Origin of the sequence: Sphingomonas sp. PP-CC-3A-396, assembly GCF_004343105.1 — a bacterium.
GTDB lineage: Bacteria > Pseudomonadota > Alphaproteobacteria > Sphingomonadales > Sphingomonadaceae > Sphingomonas.
In genome coordinates, this window is record NZ_SLYF01000004.1 from 354456 (window position 1) to 366737 (window position 12282).

The window sequence follows — 12282 nt, forward strand, 5'->3', positions numbered from 1 at the left end:
ATGCGGGCGGTGCGACTGATGCTCGGCTGGCTCGTCGGGCTGGCGATCGTCGCGGCGCTCTGCATGATGCTCTGGTCGGGGCTACGCGGGCGCCCGCAGGATCTGCCCTGGACGCCGCTCGATCTCGGTCAGCCGATCGGGATGCTCACCGGACGAAAGCTCACCGCGCTTACCGAAAATTTCCCGCAATGCCGCGCGCTGCTCGATCGCGCGGGCGTGCGCTACACCGTCCTGCCGCCGCGCAAGGGCGAGGGGCAATGCGGGTATTCGGATGGCGTCAGGCTGACCGGTGGCGCTCGGACGATCGCGTTCGTACCCGCAGGCCTCGGCGTCGCCTGCCCGGTCGCCGCGGCGCTATCGATGTGGGAATGGGACGTCGTCCAGCCCGCAGCCCAACGCCATTTCGGGGCGCGCGTTGCCAGTATCGATCATTTCGGGAGTTACAGTTGCCGGCGGATCTACGGGCGCGATGCAGGCACCTGGAGCGAGCACTCCACCGCCGACGCGGTCGACATCGCCGGATTCCGCCTGACCGACGGCACGCGCATCACCGTCGCAAGGGACTGGAAGGGCGACGACGCCAAAGCCGCGTTCCTGCGGGAGGTGCGCGACGGCGCGTGCAAGGTGTTCGCGACGACCTTGTCCCCCGACTACAACGCCGAGCACGCCGACCATCTGCATCTGGATCAGGCGAACCGTGGCGTGGCAGGGTGGCGGGCGTGCCGGTGATCCACCGTGCTCCCCTCTGCCCGCCCCTTTGCCCGCCCCTCTGACCGTTCGTGCTGAGCGAAGTCGAAGCACCTGCGCGCGAGACAGACCGTTCGACTTCGCTCAGGGCGAACGGGACTAGCCTCAGCTCGCCAGCGTCGTGCCGGAATCCACCTTCTCGACCCAGTACGGGAAAAACGCCGGCTGCCGGTTCGACCAGCCCGACGCGGTTGCCGCCGCCTCACTGATCGACTGAAGCAGTTTCCGCCGCAGTTCCGGATGCAGATGCGGCAACGCGGCCGCGGCACAGAACGCCGACGGCAACCACGGCCTCACCTCTGCCCCGATCAACCGCTCGTACAGAAACCGCAGCGCCGAAAAGCTCGTCAGCCGCCCCTGCCCCAGATCGAACGCTACCAGGGTCATCAACGGCGCCAGGAATGGTTCGATCGCATCGAGGCCGCTGTCGTCGGGCACCATCGCACGCAGATCGGGAAGATTATTGTAGAGCCGCGCCTGCGCCCGGATGCTTGCCGCCTCGACGACGTCGCGCGACCAGCGCAGCATCGCGTCCTCGCGGTCGAGCCCTACGTCGAGCGAACGGCGAATGTACCGCTGCGTCGGACTCGGAAAAGCCGCAAATTCCTTCATCTCGGCCAGCGTCATCGAGCCCTGTGCCGGTTTCATTCTGGAAGCCATGTCGTCACCCCGCTCTCGTCAAGGAACCGGCAGACTATGCGCTCGGATGGTTAACAACGTTCCTATCGCGCGTCATCTTTCCGTAACGCCAAGCGACCATGAAAGCTGTTGCGCTGCAACAAGGCTGCGATGAACCGAACGAAATCGTGCGATTCGATTGCGTTGCGAGGCATTTGAGCAACAAAAAGGCGCCGGTCGTTGCCGACCGACGCCCGTTCGTTGAGCAGATGCTCGAGTTACGCCTGCTTTTCGCGCAACGCCTGCTCTGCGTCCTCGTCATAGCCCGAGGACTTCGCCGGCTCGCTGCCCGACCCCGGCTGCGTCGCCGAAATTGGATCGCTGCCGTCCATCGACTCGTCGAGCCCGTTGTCGAGACGGGCGTCGGCGCTGTCGGGGTTCTTCTGCAGGCGCTTGCCGATCGACTTGTCCTGGCCCGCTTCCTGCCGCGGATCGCGACCCGAGCTCTTGCCTTCTGCATCCTTGTCGTCGGGCGCTACCGAAAGGCTGTCCAGCGCGCTCTTGTCTATGTCGGTCATTGCGACGTCCCTTTTTAATCTTGGCAATGACCAACGGTCCAAGCGGCGGAGCGTTCCTGCGCAAGCGCAACGGTCATCCTGACGAAAGCCAGGACCCAGAGCCACAAACGCTCCCCCCGGAACCCTGGGTCTGACTTTCGTCAGGATGACGGAGAGTCGAGCGGCGTCACCCTCACCGTCTGCTCCCAGAGATACGCCTGCCCAAACACCGTCATGAACGCGATATCCGTTGCATCACGCCCGACGCAGACCCGCGCGATATCGCTGCACGTCGCCATCTTGGTCGCATCGATCAGCCGCCAGTCCCCTGCCAGCCACAATTCCGCAACCGCATGGAAGTCGGGCGGATCGACGCCCGGCGCATAGGCTGACACGCAGCGTGCCGGGATTCCGCCGGCGCGCGCCAGCGACACCAGCAGGTGCGAGTAATCGCGACACACGCCAGAGCGCGACGCGAACGTATCGAGCGCGGTCGTCTCCCCGCTGCTCGATCCGCAGCGATAATCGAGCGACTGGTACACCCACTCGGTCAGCGCCGCCGCCAGGGGCCCACCTTCCAGCCCGCCGAACTCGCGTGCGACGAAACCCTCGAACCGATCCGACGGACAATAGCGGCTCGGCATAAGATACGGCGTCAGCTCGCCGTCGAGCATCCGCGGCGGCGTCGCCGGATACAGCTCGAGCTGGACCCGCTCGCGGTTCACCGCGACGATGGCCTTATATTCGGCAGTGAACCGGCCATGCCCGCGCGACCAGCAGCGCTGGCCGATCCCGTCTTCGCCACGCACCGCGCGGATCGGGCTGTCGGACCACAGGGTGAGGGACTCGGACTCGATTTTCTGGTCGACCATCGCCGCAGCTTCGATCTGGAGGAGCACATCGGCATCCCCCGTGATCCCGTAATCCAGACGCACGTCGATCGAGAGCCGCATTGCGCGTCCCATTCCTGTTTCAAGGCCATAAAAAAAGGGCCCGGCGGTGTCCCGCCGAGCCCTGCGTTCTTACAACCCTTAGCGTGAGTTAGTTGCGGCTGCTACCAAACAGACGCAGCACGAACATGAACATGTTGATAAAGTCGAGGTATAGGCTCAGCGCCGACATGATCACGACCTTGCCGACCATGTCCGTCCCCGCGACCTGCGCATACAGGCTCTTGGTACGCTGCGTGTCGTAGGCGGTGAGGCCTGCGAACAACAGCACGCCGACGCCGCTGATGACCAGCTGCATAACGCCCGACTGCAGGAACATGTTGATCAGGCTGGCAACTAGCAGGCCGACGACACCGATGATCAGGAACGTCCCGAACGCCGACAGGTCACGCTTGGTGGTGTAGCCGTACAGGCTGAGACCAGCGAAACCGGCTGCGGTCGCAAAGAACGCACCTGCGATCGACGTGCCGCTATAGACCAGGAAGATGGTCGACATCGACAGGCCCATCAGGACCGCAAAGCCCCAGAAGAGCAACTGCATCGTGCCCGTCGACATCCGGTTTTGGCCGAAGCTCATGCCGAACACGATCGCCAGCGGCGAGAACATGATGACGTACTTCAGCGGGCCGCCGCTCATGAACACCTGCGCGGCGGGCGATTCCGCACCGCCCCACGCGAACAGCATTGCGACGATGCCCGTCAGAAGGACTGCCGAGCCCATGTAGTTATACACGGACAGCATGTACGACCGGAGACCAGCGTCATAGGCCTCGGTACGCTGGCCCGTGGCCGTCGTTCCGAACGGCGCGGCGCGGGGCCGGGGGTCAGACCAATTAGCCATTGTGAAATCAGCTCCTTTGCCCGGCATGGTGCCGGTTACGGTGAATATCGTCTTTTACAGGACGCTTTTCAAGCTGAGTGGTTGCATCGGCGCTGTGGTTCGCGGTTAACCTGCCGCAATTTCCATAGCGCCGTCTTGTTGCCGTTGGCGCTTCGTTGGCTATCCATCGGAGCTTGCTGACTTAATGGGAGCCGACCCATTATTGGCAGGACGATGCGGATATGCCTGCGTCGATGATCCCGGCAGATACGCGACGTTGGTATAGAACAGCCCCGTCCCGCAGGTCCCGTCCTCGCTAAATGGTCGCTTCTTGTTCCACACATCGCCGCACTGCGCGAGCGTTACCCGCTTGCCCCATGGCCCCCCGTTCCCTACCTGTTCACCGGTGAACCAGATCACCCAAACGTCCGCGCCGCATGCCGAGCCCCCCTATCTCCGCGGCCTCAATCCGCCGCAGCGCGAGGCGGTGCTGACCACCGATGGTCCTGTGCTGATCATTGCCGGCGCGGGTACCGGCAAGACCGCCGCGCTGACCGCCCGGCTCGCGCATTTGATCTTCACCAAGAGGGCCTGGCCGTCCGAAATCCTCAGCGTCACCTTCACCAACAAGGCCGCACGCGAGATGCGCGAGCGGGTCGGCCGGCTGGTCGGCGACGCGGTCGAGGGCATGCCGTGGCTGGGCACGTTCCACGCGATCGCGGCCAAGATGCTGCGGCGTCATGCCGAGCTGGTCGGATTGCAATCGAACTTCACGATCCTCGACACCGACGACCAGTTGCGGTTGCTCAAGCAGCTGATCCTTGCCGCTGACATCGACGAAAAGCGCTTTCCGACGCGCAGCCTTGCCGGGCTCATCGACCAGTGGAAGAACAAGGGCCTCGTCCCCGCCGATATCGATGCGGGCGAATCCGAGCGCTACGCCAATGGCCGCGGCGGCGAACTGTACCAGCAATACCAGACCCGGCTGATCGCGCTGAACGCGTGCGATTTCGGCGACCTGCTGCTTCACATGCTCGTCATCCTGAAGACGCATCGCGACGTGCTCGCGCAGTATCAGCAGCGCTTCAAATATATCATGGTCGACGAGTATCAGGACACCAACTCGTCGCAATATCTCTGGCTGCGGCTGCTCGCGCAGGAGCGCAAGAACATCGCCTGCGTCGGCGACGACGACCAGTCGATCTATTCGTGGCGCGGCGCGCAGGTCGAGAACATCCTGAAGTTCGAGCGTGACTTTCCGGGCGCGAAGGTCATCCGGCTCGAACAGAATTACCGCAGCACGCCGCATATCCTCGGCGCCGCATCGGGCGTGATCGCAAACAATGGCGGGCGGCTCGGCAAACAGCTGTGGACCGAGCGCGACGTCGGCGAGAAGGTGAAAGTCATCGGCGTCTGGGACGGCCCCGAGGAAGCGCGCCGCGTTGGTGAGGAGATCGACATCGTCCGCCGCTCCGGCAAATCGCTCGACGAGGTGGCGATCCTGGTCCGCGCGCAGCACCAGACGCGCGAGTTCGAGGACCGCTTCATCGCGATCGGCATGCCGTACAAGATCGTCGGCGGCTTCCGCTTCTACGAACGCGCCGAAATCCGCGACGCGCTGGCGTATCTGCGCGTAGTCAACCAGCCGGCGGACGACCTCGCCTTCGAACGCATCGTCAACGTCCCCAAGCGCGGGCTCGGCGACAAGGCGGTCGCGCGCATCCACCAGCTCGCGCGTGCCACCGGCACACCGCTGACGACGGCCGCCGCGCGCATCCTCGACACCGACGAATTGACCGGCGCAGCGAAGAAATCGCTCGGCCGGCTGGTCGGCGATATCGCCCGCTGGCGCGACATGGCGACCAGCCTGCCGCACGCCGAACTCGCGCGGCAATTGCTCGACGAGAGTGGCTACACCGCGATGTACCAGGCCGAGAAATCGGTCGAGGCGACCGGGCGCCTGGAAAACCTCAGCGAACTCGTCCGCGCGATGGAGGAATACGACTCGCTTGGCGCGTTCCTCGAACACGTGTCGCTCGTGATGGACAACGAGGGCGGGGCGCAGGATCCACAGGTCACGATCATGACCATCCACGCCGCCAAGGGCCTCGAATACGACACGGTGTTCCTGGTCGGCTGGGAGGAAGGCCTGTTCCCGTCGCAGCGCTCGCTCGACGAGGGCGGCGTGAAGAGCCTCGAAGAGGAACGCCGCCTAGCGTATGTCGCGATCACGCGCGCAAGGCGCCTAGCGGTCATCATTCACGCCGCCAACCGCCGCATCTACGGCCAGTGGAACTCCTCGATCCCGTCACGCTTCGTCGCTGAACTCCCACCTGAGCATATCGATACGGAAACCACGATGTCCGGCGGCGCGAGCCTGTGGCAGGCCAACTGGTCCGACCGCGCTGACCCGTTCGCGGACGTCGCTCGCGGCACCGGCCGCGGCCCCGGCTGGCAACGCGCGTCCGGCACCGGCAGCACCTTCTCCACCAAACCCGCCCGCGTCGTCGAAAGCCGCTCCAGCGCGATCAGCCTCGGCAACAAAGGTCGCGACGACCTCGCGCTCGGGATGCGCGTGTTCCACCAGAAGTTCGGCTACGGCGCGATCGCGGAGATCGAAGGCAACAAGCTGGAGATCGATTTCGAACAGTCCGGGCGGAAGCGGGTGATGGATAGCTTCGTTATAATTGGATAATTTTGATTTTGCGATATCATTACTTCAAGCTGCGAACCGCTTGACTGGCTTTTCCGCACTCGCTTATCTCCCCAATAGATTGGGGCAAGATGACAAGCAAACAACTGACAATCGAATACGACGGTGGTGACGCGGATAGCCATACGGTCGACTTGCGTCTTTTAGGTGAGTCGCTTCAAGGCATCGATCGCATCATATTCGACATGATTGTCGTTACGTCTGCTCAGCGGCTTCCGAGGCGCGGAGAACGAGCGCCTTTGGTCGTTAAGGCATACGAACCCAAGGTCGGATCGGTCACGATCGCTACGGTTATCCAGGAAGTAGCAGAACTATTGCATCTCGGCTGGCAAATATCCGGTACTGACACCAAAGACCTTATATTAAACTGGCTCAAAGCCTGCTTCCTTTTTCACAGCGGAAAGAAAAATGAAGCAGAGTTGTGCATTGAGAAAATCGCCGAAATTTCTCTGGCGCATGCCGCATCGTTAGATGCGGTCGATCGACATCGCCATGAAGAATCTCTGGGCATGCAAGCAATCGTACGACTAGCTATTGAACGGCTTGGACCAGCTACAGTGCAAGCCGTTGCTCCAGTCGGCCCCTCAGTTCGCCGGCTATGGTTCTTTTCGGGAGAACAGAAGCAGCTTGCTGCAGACGACGAGACAGCGGTGGCCATTCGAGAACGGGACGCAATTGAGTTTGGCCCACTACAAACATTTATTCTTAGAACCGATGGATTTACGTTTCATACGAAAAAGCTGAGCGTGGTCCATCCTGAACGAGAAGGATACCTGTTAGCTGAAGTCGAAGATCCGGTAGCTGAGCAAGAAAACAACGCATACGCGCGGGCGGTCCAGACCAAGTCTCGCATAAAAGTCCAAGCCAAAGCTGGTTATCGAAATAACGCAATCGAGAGACTCGTTATCATGGATTTTGGTGAAGAAATACATGAAGCGGCCTGATAGCCTGCGCTACATTCTATTCTGATTTTAGAATGACGTATTTCGGGTGAGCGCTGACAGCAACACGTATTTAGCAGCAAACCTGTACCGCAGCCGACAAACCCGTTCAGGAACGATGTCTCTCGACAGCCGTATCACCGGCACATCCCGATTGTCGGGTTCGAGAGGACATCTCATCAAGTTTACGCATCTCATCGCGGCCGGGTTGGCCTTCGCAACGCTCGGCCTCGGCGCCGCCGCTCCTGCCGAGGCGCAGCGCGATCGCGGGTATAGCCAGCAGTATCGCGACAACGATCATCGTGGGGATCACCGTGGGGATCGGCGTGATTTCCGCCGTAACGATCATCGTGGCGATCGCCATGACGACCGGCGCTATCGCGGCCGTGGCAACGACCGTCGCAACTGGAACAACAATCGCCGTTGCCGCACCGAATGGCGCAACCATCGTCGCGTGCAGATCTGCCGCTGATGTAAGCGGAGCCGGCGCGTACTATGGTGCGTCGGCACCAGGCGGACGGTGGTATGACGCCGCCGTCCGTCCCTGCATGTGACCCTTTGACGAGGATTTGGATCATGAAGCGTTTCTTCGGTACGGCTGCGGTGATTGCGGCGACGTGCCTTTCCGTTGCCACGCCCGCGCTTGCGCAGTCGCAGGCCGACGACGCGCGGTTCGCGGCAGCGCAGGCGCGGCTCGACAGCGAGTTGCAGATCTTCCGCACGGAATTCGATCGCTACCAGTCGGTGCGTGGCAATCGCGGCGGTTATGCGCCGCAGACCGGCTATCGTACCGCGCCCGATCGCAGCGGCGGCTATCAGGAAGCGTATCCGGACGAGCGCGACGAGGGCAATTACGATCCCTCGCGCTATTACCGTGCGGGTCCGAACTACCAAGAGCGCACGCTGGCGACCAACGACCGCGTTTATGCGGGTCAGGATGGCCGCTATTACTGCAAGCGCAACGACGGCACGACCGGGTTGATCATCGGTGCGGCCGGTGGTGGCATCCTTGGCAACGTGATCGACGGCGGCCGTTCGCGGATCGTCGGCTCGTTGCTGGGCGCGGCCGCGGGTGGCCTTGCAGGGCGTGCGGTGGAGCAGAGCAACAACCAGGTCCGCTGCCGCTGAGCCACCGTCCGCGCTGATCCTCCCCCGCTAGGGGGAGGTGTCGCCGAAGGTGACGGAGGGGGAGGACACGGAACGCAGGTTGTCGCGCCCTCCCCCTCCGTCAGGCTAACGCCTGCCACCTCCCCCTGGCGGGGGAGGATTACATTTACTTCGCAGGCCCGACGAGCTTCTGGGTGAAGTACGTCATCTGCAGCGCCTGCAGCCGGGCCCCCTGCTCGATATCAGCATCGCCCGAATGGCCGCCCGCGGTATCCTCGTAGTAGAGATACGGCAGGCCGTACTCCTTCAGACGCGCGGCGAACTTGCGCGCATGCTGTGGCCCGACGCGGTCGTCCTTGGTGGTCGTCCAGATATACGGCTCCGGATACGCGACGCCCTTCTTGATGTTCTGATACGGCGAGATCTTTTCCAGGAACGCCTTCTCCTCGGGCACACTGACCGAGCCATATTCGTCGACCCACGACGCCCCCGCCGCGATCCCCTCGTACCGGATCATGTCGAGCAGCGGCACCTGGATCGTCACCGCCTTCCACAGGTCCGGATGCTGGTTGAACTCGACCCCCATCAGCAAACCACCGTTCGACCCACCATAGATGCCGAGCTTGGCCGGGCTCGTCAGTTTCCGCGCGAACAGGTCCTTCGCCACCGCGGCGAAGTCGTCGTAGATCACCTGCCGCTTCGTCTTCCGCCCGGCGTCATGCCACTTGGGCCCGAACTCGCCGCCACCACGGATGTTGGCGAGCACATAAGACCCGCCGCGTTCCAGCCACAGTTTGCCGGTGCTCCCCGAATAGCTCGGCGTCATCGACACTTCGAACCCACCATAGGCGGTCATGATCGTCGGCGTGGTCCCGTCGAGCGCGATGCCCTTCTTGTGGACCACGAAATACGGCACTTTCGTCCCGTCGGTCGAGGTCGCCTCGAACTGCTCGACGACGTCGTTCGACGCGTCGAACTTGGGCGGCAGAGTCTTGATGGGTTTCGGTGCAGCGGAAGAGGCCGCATCCAGCGAATAGAGCGAGGTCGGCGTCAGGAACCCGGTGACCGTCAGATAGGCGTCGTCGCTGCGATCGGTCGTGCTCGCCACGTCGATCGAGGCATTGTCGGGCAGCGCGATCGGCTTGGCGGTCCAGCCCCCTGCCCCATGCGTGTAGACCGACGCGCGGCCGCGGACATTGTCCGACACGACCAGCAGCAGCTTCGATTTGGTCAGCCCCATGCCGTCGACCGACTGGCGCGGTCCCGGCGCGAAGACGATCGTCGGGTTGATCGTCCCCTTCTCCACCTCGGCAAGCGGCGCCGACGCGATCGCGCCTTCCGGGATCTTGCCCCACGGATCGCTGGTCGAGAAGATCACCTGGCCGTCGATCATGCCTGCCGGGAACGTCCGGTCGGGCAATGCAAGCGGTCGCGCACCCGCCGGCGTCCATACCAGCTTGTCCGCGCCGAAGAACGTCTTCCGGCGCTGGATCACGATCAGGCGGTTGCCCTTCTCGTCGGTCAGCACGTTCGCCGCGGTGCCGCCCTGATCGGTCGCGGCGCCACGATAGACCTCGGTTGCAGCGTCGAGCGGCTGGCCGCGCTTCAACTGCTTCATCACGAACGCATAGCCCGACTGGGTCGTCGTCCCCGCGCCCCAGTCGCGCGCGACCAGCAGCGTATCCTTGTCGACCCAGGTCGCATCCTGCTTCGACTTGGGCAGCGTGAAGCCGTTCGCGACGAACGCACCGGTCTGCAGATCGAACTCTCGATACGTCACCGCATCCTCGCCGCCCTCGGACAGCGCGACGAGGCACAGCCGCTGCTCGGGCTCGAGGCAGGTCGAGCCCTTCCAGACCCACTGCTTGCCCTCGGCCTTGCCCAGCGCATCGAGATCGAGCGCGGTCGTCCACTTAGGCGTCGCCGACGCGTAATCCGCCGCGCTGGTCCAGCGCCACAGCCCGTGCGGATGGTCGGCATCGCGCCAGAAATTGTAGATCCGGCCGAACATCTGGTTCGGCATCGGAATCCGGTCCTTCGCCGACGCGATCGCCAGAGCCTCGGCATAGAAAATCTTGTATCGCGGATCGTTCTGGAGCCGCGGGAGCGTCTTAGCATTCTCCGCCTCGACCCAGGCGAGCGGCTTGGCGCCATCCTTGTCCTCGAGCCAGATATACGGGTCGGCGGCGGTGTTCGTTGTGGTCATCGGTGCGACTTGGGCAAGCGCGGCACCGCCCGCAAGTCCGGCGCCACCGCTCAATATCGTCGCCGCAAGCATCGAAGCCAGAACCCGCATCGTCGTATCTCCCTGATTTGCTTGGCGGGATACATGACGAGGTCTATCGCGGTCCGCAATGCAACCGGACCAGATATCGGCGGCCGACGGCCTGCCCAAGCCCCGCCGCTTCGTCGCGATCGCCGCAATCTCGGCAGGGACCGCGCTGACGATTATCGACGGCGGCATCGCCACCGTCGCACTGCCGACGATCGCGCGCGACCTGCACGTCGGCAACAGCGCGGTAGTGACCGTGGTCACGGTGTACCAGCTGATCCTGGCGATGGCGCTGCTCCCGTTCTCGGGGCTCGGCGACAGCATCGGCCTGAAGCGCATGTACCAATACGGCCAGTTGCTCTTCACCGTCGCGACGCTGCTCTGCTTCTTCGCGAAGAGCCTCCCGTTCCTGCTAGTCGTCCGCGCCGCGCAAGCCTTGGGTGCCGCAGCGGCGCTAAGCGTCTCGTCGGCGCTGATTCGCTCGATCTATCCGACCAAGCAGCTCGGCCGCGGGCTCGGCATCAACTCGGTCGTCGTCTCCAGTTCGGCGGCACTCGCCCCGACGATCGGCGGGCTCGTCCTCGCCATCGCCCCCTGGCCCTGGGTATTCGCCAGCGCCGTACCATTCGCGATCGCGTCGCTGCTGCTCGGACGCGCGCTACCCGAACCGCGGAAACACGACGAACCCTTCGACGTGCTCGGCGCGGTCATGTGCGCAGCGATGATCGGGCTCGTCATCGGCGGCGCGGAAAGCGCGGTCCACGGCGACAGCCCGATCGTCTCGGCGGCGATCGTGCTGACGGGCGTGGTGATCGGCTGGTTCTTCGTGAAGCGCGAGCAGGGCGAGACCAAGCCGATCCTGCCGATCGACCTGCTCGCCCGGCCGGTGCTCGCGCTGTCGGCGATCGGTGCGTACACTGCGTTCATCGCGCAGATGACATTGTTGCTCTCGACGCCGTTTCGCCTGACGCACGCCTATGGGTTCAGCGCGCCCGAGGTCGGCGCCGCAATCGCACCGTGGCCGCTGGCGAACATGGTCGTGTCGCCGCTGTCGGGGTGGTTGTCGGATCGGTATCCGGCGGGGCTGCTCGGCGGGATCGGGATGAGCGTCTCGATCTGTGCGCTGCTACTGCTCGCCTACATGCCGGCGGATCCGGGGTATTTCGACATCGCGTGGCGGATGGCGTTGTGCGGGTCGGGGTTTGGGATGTTCATGGCGCCGAATGCGCGGCTGATTATTGGGAGTGCGCCGAGGGAGCGGGCGGCGGCGGCTGGCGGCTTGGTATCGACGGTGCGGCTGGTAGGCCAGACCACCGGCGCCACCTTGGTCGCAGCGTTGCTCGCGATGGGCGTGGGCGCCGGCATGACACCGCCTTTGGTTGCCGCGGGTCTCGCGCTGGTGGCAGGCCTATGCAGCCTGAGCCGACTCCGCCCCTCGATCCGCAACCCGCCGAGCGAGGAAACGCAGGACGTGCAACCGGCCTCCCAAGCGAGGTAACCTGCTTCCCCTCCCCTGCGGGGAGAGAGAGCCCAAGGAAGAATGTTCACCCGCGAAGG

General features: G+C 63.8%; 11 protein-coding genes. 6 read left to right on the top strand and 5 right to left on the bottom strand.

Annotation, left to right across the window (positions count from 1 at the left end; all coding sequences use genetic code 11):
- Positions 1-729: an extensin family protein gene (locus tag C8J40_RS10060; RefSeq protein ID WP_132896894.1), complete on the top strand. Its 729-nt coding sequence runs from the start codon at positions 1-3 to the stop codon at positions 727-729.
- 123 nt (positions 730-852) lie between these two features.
- On the opposite strand, the gene C8J40_RS10065 is transcribed toward C8J40_RS10060, so the two are convergent.
- From C8J40_RS10065 to C8J40_RS10080, 4 genes are all read right to left on the bottom strand, one after another.
- Complete coding sequence (locus C8J40_RS10065; protein WP_132896895.1) at positions 853-1407, bottom strand: hypothetical protein; 555 nt, start codon at positions 1405-1407, stop codon at positions 853-855.
- A 236-nt stretch (positions 1408-1643) separates the two neighbouring features.
- A complete protein-coding gene (locus tag C8J40_RS10070) occupies positions 1644-1943 on the bottom strand; it encodes a hypothetical protein (protein WP_132896896.1) in 300 nt (99 codons plus the stop codon).
- A 140-nt stretch (positions 1944-2083) separates the two neighbouring features.
- Entirely contained in the window at positions 2084-2875 is a 792-nt protein-coding gene (locus tag C8J40_RS10075) for a transglutaminase family protein (RefSeq protein ID WP_132896897.1), read from the bottom strand.
- Between the two features lie 88 nt (positions 2876-2963).
- Positions 2964-3713: a Bax inhibitor-1/YccA family protein gene (locus C8J40_RS10080; RefSeq protein ID WP_132896898.1), complete on the bottom strand. Its 750-nt coding sequence runs from the start codon at positions 3711-3713 to the stop codon at positions 2964-2966.
- A 394-nt stretch (positions 3714-4107) separates the two neighbouring features.
- Between C8J40_RS10080 and C8J40_RS10085 the strand changes: the two genes are divergently transcribed.
- From C8J40_RS10085 to C8J40_RS10100, 4 genes are all read left to right on the top strand, one after another.
- Positions 4108-6387, top strand: a complete 2280-nt coding sequence (locus C8J40_RS10085; RefSeq protein WP_132897002.1) for a UvrD-helicase domain-containing protein — start codon at positions 4108-4110, stop codon at positions 6385-6387.
- A gap of 89 nt (positions 6388-6476) precedes the next feature.
- Positions 6477-7349, top strand: a complete 873-nt coding sequence (locus tag C8J40_RS10090) for a hypothetical protein (RefSeq protein WP_132896899.1) — start codon at positions 6477-6479, stop codon at positions 7347-7349.
- Between the two features lie 115 nt (positions 7350-7464).
- Positions 7465-7818: a hypothetical protein gene (locus C8J40_RS10095; protein ID WP_243693313.1), complete on the top strand. Its 354-nt coding sequence runs from the start codon at positions 7465-7467 to the stop codon at positions 7816-7818.
- A 104-nt stretch (positions 7819-7922) separates the two neighbouring features.
- Complete coding sequence (locus C8J40_RS10100; protein ID WP_132740412.1) at positions 7923-8474, top strand: glycine zipper 2TM domain-containing protein; 552 nt, start codon at positions 7923-7925, stop codon at positions 8472-8474.
- Positions 8475-8619: 145 nt separating this feature from the next.
- On the opposite strand, the gene C8J40_RS10105 is transcribed toward C8J40_RS10100, so the two are convergent.
- The gene (locus C8J40_RS10105) at positions 8620-10749 is read right to left on the bottom strand and encodes a prolyl oligopeptidase family serine peptidase (protein WP_132896900.1); all 2130 of its coding nucleotides are present in this window, start codon (positions 10747-10749) and stop codon (positions 8620-8622) included.
- 58 nt (positions 10750-10807) lie between these two features.
- On the opposite strand from C8J40_RS10105, the gene C8J40_RS10110 reads away from it, so the two are divergent.
- On the top strand, positions 10808-12223 hold the full coding sequence (locus C8J40_RS10110) for an MFS transporter (RefSeq protein WP_132896901.1): 1416 nt from the start codon (positions 10808-10810) through the stop codon (positions 12221-12223).
- Positions 12224-12282: the final 59 nt, after the last annotated feature.

Bases quoted from the DNA above. Each gene is read 5' to 3' on its own strand.
- C8J40_RS10070 (WP_132896896.1), bottom strand. From the start codon at position 1,943: ATGACCGACATAGACAAGAGCGCGCTGGACAGCCTTTCGGTAGCGCCC.
- C8J40_RS10090 (WP_132896899.1), top strand. From the start codon at position 6,477: ATGACAAGCAAACAACTGACAATCGAATACGACGGTGGTGACGCGGAT.
- C8J40_RS10095 (WP_243693313.1), top strand. From the start codon at position 7,465: ATGTCTCTCGACAGCCGTATCACCGGCACATCCCGATTGTCGGGTTCG.
- C8J40_RS10110 (WP_132896901.1), top strand. From the start codon at position 10,808: ATGCAACCGGACCAGATATCGGCGGCCGACGGCCTGCCCAAGCCCCGC.
- C8J40_RS10065 (WP_132896895.1), bottom strand. From the start codon at position 1,407: ATGGCTTCCAGAATGAAACCGGCACAGGGCTCGATGACGCTGGCCGAG.
- C8J40_RS10100 (WP_132740412.1), top strand. From the start codon at position 7,923: ATGAAGCGTTTCTTCGGTACGGCTGCGGTGATTGCGGCGACGTGCCTT.
- C8J40_RS10105 (WP_132896900.1), bottom strand. From the start codon at position 10,749: ATGCGGGTTCTGGCTTCGATGCTTGCGGCGACGATATTGAGCGGTGGC.
- C8J40_RS10060 (WP_132896894.1), top strand. From the start codon at position 1: ATGCGGGCGGTGCGACTGATGCTCGGCTGGCTCGTCGGGCTGGCGATC.
- C8J40_RS10075 (WP_132896897.1), bottom strand. From the start codon at position 2,875: ATGCGGCTCTCGATCGACGTGCGTCTGGATTACGGGATCACGGGGGAT.
- C8J40_RS10080 (WP_132896898.1), bottom strand. From the start codon at position 3,713: ATGGCTAATTGGTCTGACCCCCGGCCCCGCGCCGCGCCGTTCGGAACG.